Origin of the sequence: Marinilactibacillus kalidii, from assembly GCF_017599325.1 — a bacterium.
GTDB classification, from domain to species: domain Bacteria; phylum Bacillota; class Bacilli; order Lactobacillales; family Carnobacteriaceae_A; genus Marinilactibacillus; species Marinilactibacillus kalidii.
The window spans coordinates 23097-42842 of record NZ_JAGFVM010000027.1; the positions used below are offsets into that span (position 1 = coordinate 23097).

Here is a 19746-nt window from a genome sequence, read left to right on the forward strand (position 1 = left end):
ATGAATCAAACAATACAGAATCCTATTTTGAAAGGATTCAATCCAGATCCAAGCGTCGTCGAAGCAGAAGGTCAATATTATATTGCCGTTTCTTCTTTTGAATGGCTACCTGGGGTGAGAATCTATCGCTCAGAAAATTTGGTTGATTGGAATCACGAAACAGATATCCTAACCAATCAGGTTGACTTAAAAGGAAATCCAACCAATTGCAGTATTTGGGCACCACAGTTAAGTTACTCAAACGGAACGTTTTACCTTGTCTATACGGATGTCAAAAGTACGCATCGTCCTTTCAAAGACTGTCGAAATTATTTGATTACAGCACCCAGTATAACAGGACCATGGAGTGAACCTATTTATTTAAATGGCTCTGGTTTTGATCCGTCTCTTTTTCATGATAGAGACGGAAAAAAATGGCTATTGAACGCGCTTTGGGATTACCGCTTAACGACTTCGAACAAGTCGAGTGGCATCGTACTACAAGAATATGATACTGAGCATAAAGTACTTACCGGTCAAATGAAAAAAATATTCGACTGCACTTATTTGAAGAAAACAGAAGCGCCTCATCTCTACCAATTAAATGGCTATTATTATTTGATCACGGCTGAAGGCGGGACAGGGGTCAATCATTCAGTGACTGTTGCAAGAGCAACATCGATTGAAGGACCTTATGAAGTCGATCCTGAGTTTCCAATGATGACATCAAGTGAACATCCTGATTGGTTGCTTCAACAAGCGGGACATGGCAGCTTATTGAAAACAAAAGACGATGAATGGTATATGGTTCATCTGACTACCAGACTCGTAGAAGGAAAGTACGCTATCTTAGGTAGAGAAACAGCAATCCAGAAGGTGTATTGGGATGAGGCTGGCTGGCTGAAATTAGCCCATGAAGGGAAATTGCCGGCTATAAATGTTCCAGTACCAAGAGCCTATCAGCAACATGGCGGCATAGTTGAAACAAAGCCACGTTACTTTAAGGATGATTTTGAAAGCGAACAACTCGATAAGGAGTGGAATACCTTACGTATTCCAGCGGAAGAGGACTGGCTATCTTTAAAAGAAAGACCAGGTTACCTAACCATAAAATCAGGTGAATCACTCCAAAGCTTATTCCAACAACATCTTATTGGAAAAAGACAGGAAGAATTTGTCTTTACTGCGGAAACAGCATTAGTATTCGAACCAGAACACTTTTTGCAGATGGCAGGTTTATCACTCTACCTAAATACAGAAAATTATTTGTATCTATATGTAACCTACGATGAATCTTTGCAGAAGTGCTTAAGAATGATGCGTTCTGTTAACGGCAATTTTGAACTATTAGCCGATAAGGTGGCATTACCTGAAAACGAACCTGTGAAACTGAGTGTCAAGGTAGATCATGCCAAAGCGCAATTTTTCTACCATACTACTAAAGAAGCTGACGCTCAAAAAATCGGAACGGAACAGTCTATTACATTTCTATCGGGTGGGTTCACAGGAAGTTTTGTGACCTTATCTTGCCAGGACATGAATCAGTTCAAAGGGTGTACAGCAGCATTCCAGTATTTTAAATATGAAGGAAAATAAGAAAAGGAGAAAGTATCATGGCAAAAGAACATCAACGGGAAACGGTCATGTTAACGGGTGCCGCAGGTCAGATTGGAGAGGTAATGACACCTTATCTTGCAAAACAATATGATTTGGTGCTAGTAGATAAAGAAAAAACTGAACTGGATGCTTCTCTTAAAAAACAAGTGAGGCAAATCGAACGCGACTTATCTGATCCAGAACAAACTAAAGGACTGTTAAAAGATATTGATTATGTCGTTCACTTAGCAGGTGATCCTAGACCAGATGCTGATTTCTATGATTCGCTCTTGGATGCTAATTTCAAAGTGACCTTCAATTTGTTTAAAGAAGCTGTGGAATCGACACAGGTAAAACGTGTTGTTTTTGCTAGTTCGATTCATGCGGTAGGTGGTTATCCACTGGACACCCAAGTATCTGTGGATATGTATCCAAGACCTGCTGATTTATATGGAGTTTCCAAAGTTTATGCAGAAGTGCTAGCAAGCCACCTAGCCTTTAAACACGATCAACCTTTTATCGGTATACGTATCGGAGGATTTGATGGAATAGATGGAGAACAAGAAACCTTAGAGAACTTGATTAAGTATTTATCTCCCAAGGATATGTGTCATTTAGTAGATCGTTGCTTAAAGGCTGAGATGAAGCGTCCATTCTTACTAGTCAATGGCGTATCGAATAACACCTATAACCGACTTGATATTCATCAAGCAAGAGAAGAGATTCAGTATCATCCAGAAGATAATGCCTTCGAAACTTACGGTTCATTTAAAGAGATGACCGACGATACAGAATAAATGAAGCAACCAATTAGATCATAAAATCAATGGAGGGATAAGATGCAAACAACAGAAAAGATGCACACGTTATTAAAGGATCATCCAAATTACATTGTCTATGAGCGTTCAATGATGCGTTTAGAAGATAGTGAATGGGCAATCGTCAAAACGGGATTAGACAAAAAATTACTTGTCACTGGAAGTGAGACACTACTAAATCAGTTAGAAGGTGAGCTGATCGAAGCTGATGCAAAACTTTGTCCGATGAACCATAGCAATCGACTAGTATTGAACCAATATTTTGACTGGACAGTTCCGAAGGCTTTTGGAACAAAAGTCACAACAATAGGACTAGGAGATCGATTAGGATTAGCTTCTCCAGGACACATATCTGCTATCCGAAAAAAACAGGCTAAACCAATCTTGGCTCAGCAAAGTATACGAGAACTGACCTTAATGGACAGAACGATCGATGATATCGTAGACGCAGCGAGTTATGCTGTCTTCCAAGAAAACTACCAAGAGGGTTTCGGTGCAGATGGGGACCACTTGAAAGAAGAGGAAGATATTAAACGGGCTCTGGATGCAGGGATGACCATGCTGACATTGGACTGCTCAGACCATATCGATAATCGAATCACACGTTATTCACAAGAGGATATTCAAGCACACTACAACGAATTATCGGCCGAAGAACGAGCAGGGTATGAAGAGCGTTATTTGGGAAAAGTATTTACCATTGACCATCTGGATATTTCTTTTACAAAAGAAGCACTGATGTTCAATGTCTTGCTTTATAAAAAAGCCTTAGACTTTACCGTTTACGTGTTCAATGAGTATGTTGAACAAGCCGATCAGGCTATTGATTTTGAGTTGTCGATCGACGAAACAGAAACTGTGACAAGCCCGGTTTCTCATTTCTTTGTTGCACATGAGTTGATTGAAAAAGGCGTAAAAGTGAATAGTCTAGCACCGAGATTCATTGGTGAATTCCAAAAAGGTGTGGATTATATGGGGGAATTAGAAGAATTTGAAGTAGACTTCAAAAAGCACGCAGCGATCGCGGAGAAGTTAGGCTACAAAATCAGTATTCACTCCGGTAGTGACAAATTTTCAGTATTCCCAATTATTGGTGAGCATACGAAAGGCCTATTCCACTTGAAAACAGCAGGTACGAACTGGTTGGAAGCGATGCGCGTAATAGCGAAAACAGAGCCTGAACTTTATCGCCATATGCACGCTTATGCATTCGAACATTTCCCAGAAGCACAAAAATATTATCATATTACTCCTGATCTCTCTGGTATCTCTGAATTGGAAGAAGTGACAGATACAGAACTACCAGAATACTTGAATGATCGCAATGCTAGACAGGTTTTACATGTAACTTACGGTGTACTATTGACTGCAGAAACGGATGAAGGAAAATCCCTTTTCAAACAGACTTTCTTTGAGAAAATGAAAAAACATGAAACAGCCTACACAGAAACATTAATTGACCATATTGGAAAACATTTAGAAACGCTAAGCATTCCAAACCAATAATAAAGAAGGACTGATTGCATGCCATTTATCGATAACGATTTTATGTTACTGAATGATACTGGAAAAAAGCTTTATCATGACTATGCTAAAGATATGCCTATATTTGACTATCATTGTCATTTGAGTCCACAATTGATTGCTGACAACCATGAGTTTGAAACGATTACGGAAATTTGGTTGGCGGGAGATCATTATAAGTGGAGAGCGATGCGCGCAAATGGTGTACCTGAAGAAAAAATTACAGGTTCAGCTTCTCCAGAAGAAAAGTTCAAAGCTTGGGCAGAAACGACAGAAGCTGCTGTAGGCAATCCTTTGTACCACTGGACACATATGGAACTGAAAACCTATTTTGGGATCGAAGAAACGCTCAATAGTAAAAACTGGAAAGAAATTTATGATCGTATGAATCGGGTAATCAAAGAAGAAAAACTGACTACACAAAAACTAATCAGCACATCTAATGTCAGCTTTGTAGGAACCACAGATAGTCCAACCGATTCCTTAACGGATCACGATCGAATTGCTGCTGACACAGGCTTTTCAGTTACCGTAGCCCCTTCTTTTAGACCAGATGAGGCCTTTCATATAGAAGATAAACGATTTAGTGGCTTTCTAGAAAGATTACAGGAGCTATTTGGAAACGCACCTGAATCATACGTTGAAATGTTGGATCAGCTGAGTCAACGAATCGACTTCTTTGATCAAAAAGGGACACTAGCTTCAGATCATGCTCTAGATAAAATTGTATTTGAACCTGCTAGTTCTGAAGAAATTGAAGCGATCTTTCAAAAAGCCGTCAAGCAAGAAACCATCACGAATAAAGAAAAAGAACAGTATTTGACAAGAATCCTGATCGACTTGGGTGCGCTCTACCATAAAAAAGGTTGGGCGATGCAAATCCACTTTGGAGCATTACGTAATGCTAACCGTTATTGGTTCGAACGTCTCGGACCGGATACAGGCTTTGACTCTATCTTAGATGCTTCAGGAGAAGCGAAAGCACTCAATCATTTGTTAGATGAAATGGCCTACCTTGAGACCTTGCCGAAAATGATACTGTACAACTTAAATCCAACTCAAAATGCTGTAGTAGCGAGTGCTGTAAGTAATTTCCAAGTGAATGATGAAGGTATCAAGAGCAAGATACAATTTGGTGCTGGTTGGTGGTTCAGTGATACTGAAACAGGTATGCTCAAACAAATGAAAACTTTATCAGATCATGGCTTGCTTATGAATTTTGTAGGGATGTTGACGGACTCAAGAAGCTTCTTATCTTATCCGAGACATGACTATTTTAGAAGGATTCTCTGTAATTTCATTGGTCAGCAAGTAGAAGACGGCAAATACCCAAACGACGAGACCTTGTTAAAACGAATGATTGAGAATATTTGTTATAACAATGCTGTCAATTATTTCGATAAATCAGGAGGACAAAAATAATGGAAATGACATTTCGTTGGTACGGCAAAGAAGATCCTATCTCACTATCGTATATTAAACAAATTCCGAACATGAAAGGTATTGTATCAGCTATTTATGATATTCCTGTAGGAGAGGTCTGGACAGTTGAAAAAATTAATGACTTAAAAGAAACGATTGAAAATGCAGGATTAGAATTGTCCGTTATCGAAAGTGTACCTGTTCATGAAGATATTAAAATGGGTAAACCTGGGAGAGATCAGTATATTGAAAACTATAAAGAGACCATCCGTAATCTTGGAAAAGCGCAGATTCCTGTTGTCTGCTATAACTTCATGCCGGTTTTTGATTGGACACGATCAGACTTAGCCTTTGAATTGGAAGACGGCTCTAAAGCTTTGATTTTCGATGAAGAAGCGGTCAATAAAATGGATCCAAGAGAATTGTCATTACCGGGATGGGACGAAAGTTATACAAAAGAAGAAATCAACCAGTTGATGGATGAATATAAAAAAATCGATGAAGAAAAGTTATGGGAAAATCTGACCTACTTCATCAAGGAAATCATACCAATTGCAGAAGAAGCAAAGGTCAAAATGGCTATTCATCCAGATGATCCACCCTATAGTATTTTTGGTTTACCACGCATTATTACAGATGAAGAAGCTTTAAAGCGTTTTGTTGAATTGTATGATAGCCCATACAACGGTGTTACATTATGCGTTGGTTCCTTTGCCTCAGATCCTAAAAACGATGCTGTAAATATATTGAAATTGATGCTTGAAAAAGATCGTGTGAACTTCATGCATACGAGAAATGTAAAATTGGTTGGTGGCAAATCCTTCCAAGAATCTGCCCATCTTTCAAGTAAAGGTTCGATTGATATGTATGCCGTTATGAATACCTTAGTTGCACATGATTATACTGGACCACTTCGTCCAGATCATGGGCGAATGATTTGGGGAGAAGAAGGTAAGCCTGGTTACGGACTATTCGACCGTGCTTTAGGCGCTACGTATTTAAATGGATTGTATGAAGCTTGTGTTAAAGCTAAAGGAGGAGCAAAAGCATGATAAAACCAACCTACGATTTTACAGGGAAAGTCGTTGTTTTAACTGGCGCAGGTGGCGTGTTGGTTTCTCATTTTGCTAAAGCCTATGCCGCTGCTGGTGCTCGTGTTGCGTTGCTTGATTTAAATAAAGCAGCTGCTCAGTCAAACGCAGACGAGATCACCGCCATGGGTGGTCAGGCATTTGCATACGAATGTAATGTGTTAAAAAAAGAATCGATTGAAGCTGCACGTAAAGCAATCGCACAAGATCTTGGTAAAGCTGATATTTTGATCAATGGAGCAGGTGGAAATAATCCACGTGCCACAACAGAAAATGAATTTCATGAAGTAGAAGGTTTGGATGGGATAAAAACCTTTTTTGATTTAGATGAAGAGGGAATTTCCTTTGTCTTTAATCTTAATTTCTTAGGGACATTATTACCGACACAAGTATTTGCAAAAGATATGTTAGAAAAAGAGCATGCAAGCATATTAAATATCTCAAGTATGAATGGTTTTACACCATTAACGAAAATTCCAGCTTATTCAGGTGCTAAAGCCGCCATTTCTAACTTTACGGAGTGGTTAGCGGTTCACTTTGCACATGTAGGTATTCGAGTCAACGCAATCGCACCAGGATTTCTCGTAAGTAATCAAAACCGTGCTTTATTATTTACCGATGACGGAGAACCGACTGCACGGGCAAATAAGATTTTAAACAATACACCGATGGGACGGTTCGGAGAAGCAGAAGAACTCATTGGCGGTGTGCTTTACTTAACCGACGAGCAAGCGGCAAGTTTCGTTAATGGAGTTGTTTTACCTATAGATGGCGGATTCAATGCTTATTCAGGCGTTTAGTGAAAACATGAGTTGAGATTCTGATGGAATTTTTAAGCCTATCAACTAGCTAAATAATGAGCAAAAAAGAAGTTTCATATCGATGCGCCAAAAGTCGATTGGGAACTTCTTTTTTCTAAGTGTTATAATGAACCAGACTAAATGAACGTATAAAAAGGCTGGTATGAGATGAAAGAAAATAAGTACTTAGAGTTATTAAATGAAAAGTTTGAACATCCAGAAGCGATTTACACTGAACTTATCAATCTGGAAGCCATCCAGAATCTTCCAAAAGGAACAGAACTGTATCTATCTGATGTTCATGGCGCAGATAAAGCATTTAATCATATCCTGAAAACAGGTGCCGGAAACCTAAGAGAGAAGATTGGTAGTTATTTCAGTGATGAGTGGACCACTGAAAAAATGGACGAGTTCAATCTGTTTATCAGTTATCCCGAAGAAGCATTAAAAAATAGCGAGTATGCGCAAAAAAAAGATCAAGACTGGTACATGCAAATGATTAGAGATTTGATCGACTTTATGCAATTTTGTGCAGTCAAATATACGCGCTCTAAATTAAGAAAGGCGTTACCAGAAGAATATAGTTATGTGATCGAAGAATTACTTTATACAGATATGTCCCAAAACGAAAAAGATCTTTACTATAATAATATTCTTTATAGACTCATCAGTTTGGGGCAAGCAGAAACCTTTATGATCAAACTATGCCAAGTGATTCAACGATTGGTCATCGACCACTTGCATCTTGTGGGAGATATCTTTGATCGGGCGAGCGGAGAAAAAATAGTGATGGAAAGACTGATGACGCATCACTCTGTGGATATCCAATGGGGCAATCATGATATTCTTTGGATGGGTGCGATGTACGGATCTAAAGCTAACTTGGTCACAATGCTGCGAATCGCCGCAAGATATGGCTACTTATTCGAATTAGAAAAAACATATGGATTAAATCTCAGACCGCTTTTCTTGTTCGCCGAAGAACAATATGGCATACACGAGAACTTTAAACCAAAAGTCGTTGAGCCAACCAATACCTTTCAAGAAGAAAGCGAAGAACTCTTAACAAAGGTGCACCAAGCATTGGCGATTATTCAATTTAAGTTAGAAGGACAAACCATCAAACGGAGACCAGACTTCGATATGGATGATCGACTATTGTTAGACAAAATAGACTTGGATAAGAAACAAATTGAAATAGACGGAAAAAGCTATCCATTGAACGATTTTCCGATTAACCAAATCAATGCAGCCGATCCATATCAATTGAACGCTGAAGAAGCGCATATTGTTCAAACATTGATGGAAAGTTTCCAACAGTCTGAAAAACTGATCAGATATATGGGCTTTTTATTGAAAGAAGGAAGTATGTATTTGGTCTACAATGGGCAATTACTGTACCATGGGTGTATTCCGCTCACAGAATCGGGAGAATTAGATACCTTTACATTTGAAGGGGAAGCCTTAAAAGGGAAAGCCATGCTAGATAAGTTCGAAGAATATATCCGAACAGCAGCGTCTTCTAGACAAGAAACAGAAGACTATGCCACCGATTTACTCTGGTATTCTTGGACCGGTAAAAAGTCTCCATTATTTGGGCGTGACCGCATGACAACCTTTGAACGTTACTATATTGATGACAAATCGGTTGCGAAAGAAAATCGAAATCCTTATTTTCAGCTTCGAGGAAATGAAGAAGTTATGCTCAATATTTTGAAAGCTTTTGATTTGGATTCTCCAGATGCGAAAGTTATTAATGGTCATACACCTGTGAAGGCAAAAAAAGGGGAGTTACCTGTTAAAGCCAATGGACGATTAGTCGTGATCGATGGGGGCATGAGCGCAGCTTACCAAGCATCGACAGGAATTGCGGGTTATTCACTGATCAACAATTCTTATGGCTTTCAGATTGTGACACATCAACCATTTGAATCTGTTCAGGCTTTGTTTGATAAACGAAAAGACGAGACGAGCCTAAAACAGATCATTGATGGTAAGTTGGAAAGAAGACTGATTAAGGATACGACGATAGGAGAAAGTCTTCAAGAACAGATTGATGACTTGCAACAATTATTGTATTACCTGAAGCGTAAAAAATGATGAGTGGCTAAATTGGATTGGTTTTTCATTCATTTGAAAGACCAATCTCTATTGAGTCGGTCTAGGCAGTAGGGTATACTGGGAGTTAAGAAAACGCTAACTACTAGGAGGCAATCATGACTAAAAAACAAGCAATTTTGTCAAATCTGAAAGAAAACTACTTATTTGCCGTCATTAGAGGTAATTCAGCAGCCGAAGCTACAGACATTTCGGAAGCGGTATATAAAGGCGGCATCAAAAATATTGAAGTTACGTTCACGACACCACAAGCAGACGAATCAATTCGAGATCTTTCCAAGAAATTTGCAGGAACAGATATGGTCGTTGGTGCAGGGACGGTAATGGATGATATTACTGCACGTATTGCGATTATTGCGGGTGCAGAATTTATTGTGAGTCCTAACTTTGTTCCTGAAATTTCTAAAGTTTGTAATACTTATGCAGTCCCTTACTTGCCAGGATGTGCTTCTGTAACAGAGATTACAAGCGCTATGGCAACTGGTGTAGAAGTCGTTAAAGTATTCCCTGGCGGTATTTTAGGACCTGTCTTCATCAAAAACGTTCATGGACCGATTCCGCAAGTAGAAATGATGCCATCCGGTGGTGTGAGCTTAGATAATATGCACGAGTGGGCAGCAAATGGTGCGTGGGCAGTTGGGATTGGGAGCGCATTGACACAGAACTTGAAAACCGGTGGCTATGAAAGTGTCACAGCTGTTTCTAAACAATTTGTCGATAAATATAACGAACTTAAATAAGGTGGTGGATTGAATGACAGACGTATTATTATTGGGAGAACCGATGGGATTATTTTCTGCGACAGAATACGGGTCATTAAAAGAAGCCACTTCTTTTAACAAATCCGTTGCTGGAGCTGAAATTAATGTCGGTATCGGTCTTTCAAGATTGGGACATCAAGTGGAATACATCTCAAAGTTAGGTAAAGATCCAATTGGAGAATTTATTTTTGAAGCCCTTGAAAAAGAAAAAATTGGAACAGACTATGTAACCTTTGACGAGATCAATAGAACTGGAATAATGCTAAAGAACAAAGTGAAAGATGCAGACCCTGATACAGCTTACTATAGGAAAGGGAGTGCCTTTTCGACTTTATCTATTAAAGAAGTTGAAAAGATCGATTTTAGTAAAGTGAAAGTTCTGCATGTAACGGGTATACCACCGGCATTAAGTGAATCAGTAAGAGAAGTAACGGAATTTTTAATGAAACAAGCAAAAGCCGCAGGTACCTTTATCACATTCGATCCTAACTTAAGACCAGCGCTTTGGTCCTCAACGGACGAAATGTTATCTGTCCTGAACACATTAGCACACTATGCTGATGTTGTGCTTCCGGGTATTTCAGAGGGGGAAACCTTGATGGGATCTTCTGATAGTGAAGACATCGCGCGTTTTTATCACGATAAAGGTGCAAAAGTCGTGATAACGAAAAGTGGTAGCGAGGGCGCTTATGTATCTGAAAAAGGAAAAGCTACCGTCAATGTTCCAGGTTTTAAAGTTTTAGAAGTCGTTGACACTGTTGGAGCTGGCGATGGTTTTGCTGTAGGGATTCTACATGCATACTTGGAAGGTTTGGACTGGAAAGCAGCTGCCAAACATGCTAATGCAATCGGGTCTTTACAAGTACAACATGCTGGAGACAATGAAGGCTTACCAACAAAAACAATATTAAAAGAGTATATAGCAAAACAGAATCGTTGATCAATAATAAAATAGGCGTAGCTACCTCAGCAAATGAGTAGCTACGCTTATTTTTATCACGATAGGTATAGAAGCACGAAAAGTAGTCTTAAACTAAATTTTGGTTAAGGAAGATTTAAGTAAAAATGGATATCTGCTTTACCTTCTTGATTCGTTCCTTTGTATACATGTGTGTCCAATCCACCAATAGAAAAACCGGTATGAACATAAAACAGACAAGCAGATAGATTGTTATCCTGAGCAATCGTATGGATTCCTTGATAGCCTTTGGCGTGACAAACTTCTTTTGCTTTCTCTATCAATTGTTCAGCAATGCCTTTTTTGCGGTAGGTAGTAGAAACTTTCAGATCATAAAGATACATATAGTTAAAAAACGCTTCTTGAATGATGGCAAGTCCAATGCACTGATTGTGTTCGTAAGCACCGATAAATGTACTATGCTTGCTCATTTCTTCGTAATCGTACGCTTCATCAGGAAAGCACATTTGACTTATTTCCTTTGGATGATCGTGTCGAATCGAATAATGCCATGATTCATTCTCGTACGAAGGAATCATTCTACCCCATAATAAGAAACTTTCATTTTTTATCTTGATATCCTCTTGATGTTTAGCTTCAATTATTTTTATTTCGATCATTGGCCCCTCCAGAATCGTTTAGGAAATTGTATAAGAAACGGCTTATTCGTTCAATGATAGCGTTAGAAAATAAAAAGCTCGTCCTTTTTATCTCTCAACTAAAAAGGACGGGCTTATTTGTGAATTTATTTTGCTTCTTCAGCAGCATTTGGTACAAGTAGATAAGTGATCACAAACGAAACGGACAACGCGATGATCATACCAATAATGATGAAGATGAAATACTCTCCTACATATGCTGGAAGACTGAATACACTTGATAAGATATAGCCGTAAATACGGACACCGAAGAAACTGATGAATGCAGAAGCTACTGAACTACCAATCGTTGCAGCAATAAAGGCTTTTGCATTTTTAGTCAAAATACCGAAAAGGGCAGGTTCTGTGATGCCAAGGAAACCAGAAACGACTGCAGAAATCGCGATACTTTTTTCTTCTTTTGTATTCAATTTCAAGTACATAGCAGCTGTTGCACCAGTGATAGACATATTCGCCATGAACATCATTGGCATTAGCATATCGTATCCTTGGTTTGCAAAGTTTTGTAAAGCAATAGGTGTCATTGCGTGATGCAGACCAGTAAAGACGGCAATTGGACGAATACCACCAACGATGATACCTGCTAGGATTGGAGATACACCAAACAACCATTCGACACCAGCAGCTAGCCAGTTACCAAGATAAATACCTGCAGGTCCAATGACAACAAGTGTCAAAATACCGGCAATAAATAAAGAGAGTGTTGGTGTGAAGACTGTTCTAAGCACTTCAGGTAACACTTTATCAATGAAACGGTGAATATGACTCAATGCCCAAATGGCAATGATAATTGGAATAACCGTTCCGGCATAACTAAAGACTGGTACTGGAAGAAATCCGAACAGATTGAACTGATCGATAACACCTTCAGCTACTGCGTTAGTCATTGCGGGAACTTGCAAACTCGCCGCAATAGCAATGGCCAAATACTGGTTGGTTTTAAATATCCTTGCCGCAGAAGCTGCCACAAAGAAGGGCAGGAATGTAAATACTCCTTTAGAGATCATGTCGATAACGATATAGGTATGAGATTCATTACTAATAATATTTAGTGCACTTAACCCTGACATCAATCCCATAATCATACCTGCACCAGCAATAGCTGGAACAATCGGACCAAATACACCAGATACGATATCCATAAATGTGGAAATGAAACCTTTACGTTCGGCAGGCTCATCTGCATTTTGACTGGTTGCCGAATCGTCGTTATCCATTCCAAGCATGGAGGCCACCGTTTCGTAATACTCGGTTACATTCGTTCCGATGACAACTTGTAATTGTTCATTCTTATGATTTGTCCCTACTACGGCTTGCTCTTTCAGCAAAGCGTCGTGATCCACGATCTCATAATTTTTCAGCTTGAATCTTAATCTGGTCATACAATGCCAGACGTTTTGAATATTATCTTTTCCCCCTACATTTTCAATGATGCGTTTCGCAACATCATGATGTTTCATATACCTCTTCCTTTCCCTATTGGTTGTTTCCGTTTACAGTTAGAATCATAACAAATAAAAAATGATTCGTAAACCAGTCCTAATCCGGCGAAAATGATATAAAAACGTTGTTATTATTAGGTTTTTTAGTGTTTGGTTAGATTATTGGACTGGTATTATCGATTTAAAAGATCGTTTATCAGTCCAAATTGACAGCGTTCTATTCTTCGTGTTCTAATACTAATAGATCAAAGATTAGCAGGAGAGGAAGTAGTGATTTGAAGCCCACTATTATTACTGATGTCAAAAGTTACGGTATTAGACCGGATAGACATAATTTAGTTATTGTTAAAGTTGAAACCGACCAAGGGGTGAGCGGATATGGATGCGCAACTTTCCAATTCAGACCGAAAGCCGTTCAATCAATTGTAGATGATTACTTGAAACCATTATTAGTAGGAAAAAATGCAAATGAAATTGAAGATATCTGGCAGATGATGTATGTGAATGCCTATTGGCGAAATGGTCCAGTATTGAACAATGCGATCTCTGGCGTAGATATGGCCTTGTGGGATATTAAAGGAAAATTAGCGGATATGCCATTGTATCAATTGCTAGGCGGACGTTCAAGAACTGCTATTCCTGCCTATACACATGCTGTGGCAGATACGATGGAAGAACTGACAGACCAAATCGATCAATATAGATCAGAAGGTTACCGTTATATCCGTTGTCAATTAGGTTTCTATGGTGGCCCAGCAGAGAGTATCCAAGCAGCTAACCATGCAATCGAAGGAAGTTATTTCGATCAGCAAGGCTATATGGACACAACGTTGAAAATGTTTGAAGACGTGTACAAAAAATACGGTCATTCTTTTCAGATGTTGCATGACGTACATGAAAGACTCCATCCTAATCAAGCAGTCCAGTTTGCAAAAAAATCAGAACCGTATAATCTCTATTTTCTGGAGGATATTTTGCCCCCAGACCAAACGGATTGGTTGAATCAAGTGAGAAGTCAGACTGCGACACCGATTGCGATAGGTGAATTATTCAATAATCCTATGGAATGGAAATCAATCATCCAGAATCATCAAATCGATTTTCTAAGAGTGCATATTTCACAAATCGGTGGTATTACGCCAGCGCTTAAGCTGGCACACTTGTGTGATGCTTATGGTGTTAGAGTAGCGTGGCATACACCTTCGGATATTTCTCCAATCGGACTAGCTGTCAATACGCATTTGAATATTCACTTGCATAATGCAGCCATACAGGAAAATATCGAATTAAATGAGAACACCAAAGCGCTCTTCGAAAACGCACCAGAACCGGTCAAAGGTTATTTTTACCCGATTGACCGCCCAGGTATTGGCGTCGGATTTGATGAAGAACTGGCAGAGACTTTCCCAGTTGTTTATCGGCCGCATGAATGGACGCAAAGTCGCTTGCCAGATGGGACACTCTTTACGCCTTAAATCAGATATTTGTTCGTCTAGCTTGATGTCCTTTTTTATCAAAAGGCGTAATGTAGGTACAAGTATAATCTATAGCAGTCAATTCGCTATATTCGTAGACTTTACCATCATTGAGCAAGCAACGGTTCTCGATTTTCATCGCGGGCGTATTCCGTTTACACATTAACAGTTCTGATTGTTTCTTAGAAAGTGTAACTGGGCTATAGCTCGTAATATAATGGGAGATCGCAAAGTTCTTACTGAGTACGTATTCTTGAATAGACTGCTCGATGATCTCTTCTGTTAAATCTGGAAACATAGAGACCGGCATTTTAGAACGTTCAATTTGTTCGATCTTGTAATCAACAATTCTTACACGTTCAAAGGTCCAAATTTCTTCTGAATCACTTAGTTGAAAGATCTGCTCCTCTTCAGGAGTGGATTTTTTTTTTTGTAATGAAATTACTCGTGAGTTGATTCGTTCATAAGGTGTTCTTGTTAATGTGTTGAAAATAAGTGGATTCATCTGAAATTGCTTTTTCACATACATCCCTGATCCTTGGATCGTTTCAACAATTCCGATTTCTTCTAGTGTTTTGATGGCTTCTTGAATAGTATACCTAGACACTTGGTAGGTTAGTGCCATCGTTCGCTGGTTCGGTAGCTTACCATCTTTGAACTGTTCTTGATAAATTTTACTCAATAAATCTTGTATCACAAATTCTCTTTTCTTCATAAATCCGAACTCCTTTTTATAGAAAACCAGTATAGGTCAGCGGCAATGAGTCTATCTATACACATGCACGATTCTACCCGATTATATAAGCTACGTTCATAAAAAGAAAGCTCGTTAAATAGAAAAAGCGATAAACACTTAGTATGTCTTGACACTACCATGGGTGAATGCTATAACTAAGTTGCTAGTGATAATCATTCTCACTGAAAAATTGTTTTATTAGAGGAGGTGCATCGATGACGATAAGAGATATCACAATTATTGGCGGAGGTCCTGCAGGGCTATATGCTGCTTTTTATGCGGGGATGCGCGATTTGAGTGTTCGAATCATTGATACACAAAACCTTCTTGGAGGTAAAGTACATTTCTATCCAGAAAAATATATTTGGGACATTGGTGCGTTACCAGCGCTGACTGGCGCAAAGTTGATTGAACAAATGGTCAAGCAAGGACTGACATTTGATCCCGAAGTTGTCTTGAACACGAAAATCATCTCATTTGAAAAAAGAGAAGATCAACTGTTTGAAGTGCGCAGTCATGCTGGTGAGGTATACTTAAGTAAACAGGTAATCGTAGCGACTGGTGGCGGTCTATTTAGCCCGAAGAGGTTACCATTACAATATGATAAGCAGTTTGAAGAAACGAATCTCCACCATAATGTTTACCGAGTGAATGATTTCAAAGATAAGAAAGTGGTCATTGTCGGCGGTGGTAATTCTGCGGTTGATTGGGCAAATGATTTACTAGGAATTGCTGGAGAAGTTCACTTGATTCATAGAAGCGCGTCTTTTAAGGCACATGAGTATCATACGAGAATGCTTCTGGAATCAGATGCTAGCATACATACGCACACAATCGTAAAAGAACTGATTCCAGATGAGCAAAACCAAAAGCTTACAGCTATTCGTATCAGGAATAGTCAATCGGCAGAAGATACGACGATTGAATTGGATGAATTGATCGTCAATATTGGATTTGATCATGAATTGAATTTTCACCATGATCCTGCACTGAAATTCAGATTAAAAGATGATTATTATATAGAGGGATCTGTTAAGGCACAAACGGCTGTTGAAGGGGTATATGCGATTGGAGATATACTAGACTTCGACGGTAAGGTACGCTTGATTGCGGGCGCTTATAGCGATGCTGCGAATGCAGTTAACCAGATCAAAATGAATGTAGAACCGAGTGCGGACGAAAAAGCGCAAGTTTCTTCACATAATGAACGGTTCCTTGAGAAAAATAACGAAATCAAGAATCGTTTCGATTTTTAACCTATTGGGCTACTGAAATAGAAAAGGAATGACTATGGAGCAAATTCGAAAGAGACAATTAAACAAAGAAGTGACTAAAAAAAGGATTCTTAAGCGGTTTCGATCTAAATCGGCTGCAACCTATTTTATACTCGCTTTAATGATTCTTTTGCTGACAATGGTACTATCTCTATCTTATGGTGCTGCAACGATAGAATGGTCGGTAATTGTTGAATCGATTTTAAACTTTGATGAAGAAAAGACAAGTCATTTAATTTTGTATGATCTAAGGTTTCCACGCGTTTTAGCAGCAGCATTAGTTGGCGCTTTTCTTGCTATTTCTGGTGTGATCATGCAAGGGTTGACTAGAAATCCACTCGCTTCTCCTTCGATCATGGGTGTAAGTGCTGGGGCGGGTTTTGCTGTCGCTTTATCTTTAGCATGCTTTCCGCAAACCACATCATTTGGTTTGGTAATTTGGGCATTTTTTGGTGCGACCTTAGGTGCAGGAATGGTTTTTTCTGTCGGACTCTTCTCTAAAAGAGGATTGACGCCAATCAAACTCGCGTTAGCTGGAGCAGCAGTTACGGCCTTGCTACAGTCTGTGTCAACCATGATAGCAATGTATTTTAACGTTACTCGGGATATCAGTTTCTGGTATGCAGGTCATGTTGCGGGAATATCAGCACAAAGTGTACGTTTAACCGTAGGGGTTGCAGCTGTAGGTTTCGTCGGGGCAGGTTTGTTGTCGCGATCGCTAACACTGATGAGTTTAGGAGATGAAGTAGCAAGAGGGTTAGGACAACGAACAAGCGTTGTCAGACTATGTGGTTTGTTAATCGTGCTCTTATTGACCGGGACAGCCGTATCCATATCTGGAACGATCGGATTTGTTGGCTTAGTAATTCCTCATATTACAAAAAAACTAATTGGAATGGATTATCGCTGGGTTATGCCGTTTTCTGCTGTACTTGGGGCATGGCTACTTGTAACCGCGGACATTTTCGCTAGAATGATCAATCCGCCATACGAAATACCAGTAGGCGCCTTAACAGCGTTGATCGGGGTCCCTGTATTTCTCTTCTTAGCGCGGAAAGAAGGGAGTATATTGAAATGAATACGAACAAAATCATTGTAAAAAATGTCTCCTATTTACTCTTCTCACTATTGACGCTCATTTTATTAATGAGCTTGATCAGTCTAGCGACCGGTCATCTAGCATTAACACCATCCGATATCATAAAAACAGTTCTGGGAGAAGGAAGTAAGCGTAATGAATTGTTGCTATTTGAATTTAGGTTGCCCAGACTTGCAATCGCAATATTAGCAGGTGCAGCACTCGCTGTTGCCGGTACCTTGTTTCAAGGCGTAACGCAAAACGAACTTGCCGACCCAGGGATGATGGGGATCAATGCCGGCGCAGGATTTTTCATTGTCCTTTACCTGACTTTTCGGGCACAAGGCACAAGGAGTGATGGCCTTTGGCAAATGATGACATTACCCATTGCTGCTTTTCTAGGGGGACTCGCTGCAGCGGTTTGTATTTATGCCGTTGCTTGGAAAAAAGGGATAACGCCGATTCGAATGATTTTAGTTGGGATTGGTGTTAATGCAGGTTTTGGTGCGTTATTGACCATATTGCAACTGAGAATGGATCAGCGTGCATTTAATCAAGTAACGATCTGGCTTTCGGGGTCGATTTGGAATGCAAGTTGGACGGCAGTAGGAAGTTTGCTTTTTTGGACATTGATCTTATTACCATTCAGTTTATACAAAGCAAAAACCCTGAATTTTCTGCAGCTAGGAGACGAAATGGCTACTGGACTCGGTTTCCATGTAGAAAAAGAAAGAATTAAGCTCGTTGCCATAGGCGTTGCTCTTGCAGGGGCAAGTGTTTCTGTGGCGGGTGGTATTGCCTTTCTCGGTCTTGGTGCACCGCATATTGCACGCAAAATAGTGGGGAATAAGCATCAGCGATTAATTCCAACAGCAGCTTGCATGGGATCTTTAATTTTATTATTGGCTGATATGATGGCAAGAAATATTTTTTCACCTACAGAAGTCCCTGTTGGCTTGATCGTAGCAGTTTTAGGGGCACCCTATTTTATTTATCTATTAATCACAACAGAAGCATAACAAGGAGGAAAAAATGATGAACAAATTATTGTCAAAAAGCTTTTTACTTAGTGCCGGGGTGTTGTTAGCAGCGTGTAGTAATCAAACAGTCAAAGCGCCGGTCGACACAAAAGCGCCTGCAAGTGAAGAAACGGGAAATCAAGAAACAACCGAGCCGAAAACAATGACAGATGGGCTAGGCAATGAAGTAGAGATTCCTTCAGAGCCAGAAAAAGTATTGGCTTCCTATTTAGAAGATTATTTGGTTGCTTTAAACGTGACACCCGTTGCACAGTGGTCTGTCTCTAACGGAGAAAGCATACAAGATTACTTGCAAGAAGATTTAATGGATGTTCCGCTGATCCCTCATGACCTTCCTTACGAATCGGTACTTGAATATGAACCAGATCTCTTGATCGTACGCGATGCAATCGAGCAAGAGATGTACGAACAATATGCACAGATTGCTCCTACGTATGTCCTGAATGCTAGTCCGACTGAATGGCGGGCGACTTTGACAGAAATGGGAGAAGTGCTGAACAAAGAAGAGCAAGCAGAAATGGTTATTGAATCTTACGATGAAAAAGCGGCTGAAGAAGCGGAAAACATTCAAGCTGTCGCTGAAGGAGAGTCTGCGGCTGCCATTTGGATGGTAAACAATAGTTTGTTTGTCGTCCATCCCGAACGATCAAGTGGCGCAGTAATGTACAATGACTTAGGATTAGCAGTACCAACGGTCGTATCAGAATTATCAAGCGATGCTGACTGGGCAGCGATATCACTAGAAGCGTTAGCAGAAATGGATGTAGATCATTTATTCTTTATCAACAGTGATGGACCTGATGCGGCAATCTTTGAAGACCGTTTGTGGCAAAATATTCCAGCCGTTCAACAAGATCAAGTATATACATTTGGACCTGAAACATCTTGGTTATACTATGGACCAATCGCTAGTGAACAAGTGATGGATGATATAACAGAAAGTATCACAGAGTAAAACAGTAAAAAGTTTAAAAT

At 39.6% G+C, this 19746-nt stretch carries 16 protein-coding genes and 1 pseudogene; 14 read left to right on the plus strand and 3 right to left on the minus strand.

Features of this window, described 5'->3' with window-relative positions; genetic code table 11:
- The 9 genes from J5J05_RS06480 (at position 1) to J5J05_RS06520 (ending at position 11049) form a co-directional block, all read left to right on the plus strand.
- The gene (locus J5J05_RS06480) at positions 1-1575 is read left to right on the plus strand and encodes a glycoside hydrolase family 43 protein (RefSeq protein ID WP_208559871.1); all 1575 of its coding nucleotides are present in this window, start codon (positions 1-3) and stop codon (positions 1573-1575) included.
- A 17-nt stretch (positions 1576-1592) separates the two neighbouring features.
- The gene (locus J5J05_RS06485; RefSeq protein WP_208559872.1) at positions 1593-2372 is read left to right on the plus strand and encodes an NAD-dependent epimerase/dehydratase family protein; all 780 of its coding nucleotides are present in this window, start codon (positions 1593-1595) and stop codon (positions 2370-2372) included.
- Positions 2373-2414: 42 nt separating this feature from the next.
- Complete coding sequence (locus tag J5J05_RS06490; RefSeq protein WP_208559873.1) at positions 2415-3899, plus strand: tagaturonate epimerase family protein; 1485 nt, start codon at positions 2415-2417, stop codon at positions 3897-3899.
- Between the two features lie 18 nt (positions 3900-3917).
- A complete protein-coding gene (gene uxaC / locus J5J05_RS06495; protein WP_208559874.1) occupies positions 3918-5339 on the plus strand; it encodes a glucuronate isomerase in 1422 nt (473 codons plus the stop codon).
- A complete protein-coding gene (gene uxuA, locus J5J05_RS06500; RefSeq protein WP_208559875.1) occupies positions 5339-6391 on the plus strand; it encodes a mannonate dehydratase in 1053 nt (350 codons plus the stop codon). The genes uxaC and uxuA overlap by 1 nt, the downstream gene beginning before the upstream one ends.
- Positions 6388-7230 (plus strand): SDR family oxidoreductase, encoded by an 843-nt coding sequence (locus J5J05_RS06505; RefSeq protein WP_208559876.1) that lies wholly within the window; start codon positions 6388-6390, stop codon positions 7228-7230. The genes uxuA and J5J05_RS06505 overlap by 4 nt, the downstream gene beginning before the upstream one ends.
- A gap of 168 nt (positions 7231-7398) precedes the next feature.
- A complete protein-coding gene (locus tag J5J05_RS06510; protein ID WP_208559877.1) occupies positions 7399-9330 on the plus strand; it encodes a fructose-1,6-bisphosphatase in 1932 nt (643 codons plus the stop codon).
- Between the two features lie 116 nt (positions 9331-9446).
- The gene (locus tag J5J05_RS06515; protein ID WP_208559878.1) at positions 9447-10088 is read left to right on the plus strand and encodes a bifunctional 2-keto-4-hydroxyglutarate aldolase/2-keto-3-deoxy-6-phosphogluconate aldolase; all 642 of its coding nucleotides are present in this window, start codon (positions 9447-9449) and stop codon (positions 10086-10088) included.
- Positions 10089-10101: 13 nt separating this feature from the next.
- Positions 10102-11049: a sugar kinase gene (locus tag J5J05_RS06520; RefSeq protein ID WP_208559879.1), complete on the plus strand. Its 948-nt coding sequence runs from the start codon at positions 10102-10104 to the stop codon at positions 11047-11049.
- Between the two features lie 104 nt (positions 11050-11153).
- On the opposite strand, the gene J5J05_RS06525 is transcribed toward J5J05_RS06520, so the two are convergent.
- Both J5J05_RS06525 and J5J05_RS06530 read right to left on the minus strand, forming a co-directional pair.
- Positions 11154-11687 carry a GNAT family N-acetyltransferase gene (locus tag J5J05_RS06525; RefSeq protein WP_208559880.1) on the minus strand — a complete coding sequence of 178 codons (534 nt, stop codon included), beginning with the start codon at positions 11685-11687 and terminating at the stop codon, positions 11154-11156.
- A 134-nt stretch (positions 11688-11821) separates the two neighbouring features.
- Positions 11822-13186 (minus strand): annotated as a pseudogene (locus J5J05_RS06530) (PTS transporter subunit EIIC); the annotation flags it as partial.
- A gap of 257 nt (positions 13187-13443) precedes the next feature.
- On the opposite strand from J5J05_RS06530, the gene J5J05_RS06535 reads away from it, so the two are divergent.
- Positions 13444-14643 (plus strand): enolase C-terminal domain-like protein, encoded by a 1200-nt coding sequence (locus J5J05_RS06535; RefSeq protein WP_208559882.1) that lies wholly within the window; start codon positions 13444-13446, stop codon positions 14641-14643.
- A 1-nt stretch (position 14644) separates the two neighbouring features.
- Here J5J05_RS06535 and J5J05_RS06540 read toward each other — a convergent pair whose 3' ends face one another.
- Positions 14645-15358: a GntR family transcriptional regulator gene (locus J5J05_RS06540; RefSeq protein ID WP_208559883.1), complete on the minus strand. Its 714-nt coding sequence runs from the start codon at positions 15356-15358 to the stop codon at positions 14645-14647.
- A gap of 236 nt (positions 15359-15594) precedes the next feature.
- Between J5J05_RS06540 and J5J05_RS06545 the strand changes: the two genes are divergently transcribed.
- From J5J05_RS06545 to J5J05_RS06560, 4 genes are read left to right on the plus strand one after another with little or no spacing between them, the layout of a single operon-like run.
- Positions 15595-16635 (plus strand): NAD(P)/FAD-dependent oxidoreductase, encoded by a 1041-nt coding sequence (locus J5J05_RS06545; protein ID WP_208559884.1) that lies wholly within the window; start codon positions 15595-15597, stop codon positions 16633-16635.
- Positions 16636-16669: 34 nt separating this feature from the next.
- A complete protein-coding gene (locus J5J05_RS06550; protein WP_208559885.1) occupies positions 16670-17731 on the plus strand; it encodes a FecCD family ABC transporter permease in 1062 nt (353 codons plus the stop codon).
- Entirely contained in the window at positions 17728-18750 is a 1023-nt protein-coding gene (locus J5J05_RS06555) for a FecCD family ABC transporter permease (RefSeq protein WP_208559886.1), read from the plus strand. The genes J5J05_RS06550 and J5J05_RS06555 overlap by 4 nt, the downstream gene beginning before the upstream one ends.
- Before the next feature lie 16 nt (positions 18751-18766).
- A complete protein-coding gene (locus J5J05_RS06560) occupies positions 18767-19726 on the plus strand; it encodes an ABC transporter substrate-binding protein (RefSeq protein WP_208559887.1) in 960 nt (319 codons plus the stop codon).
- Positions 19727-19746 lie beyond the last annotated feature (20 nt).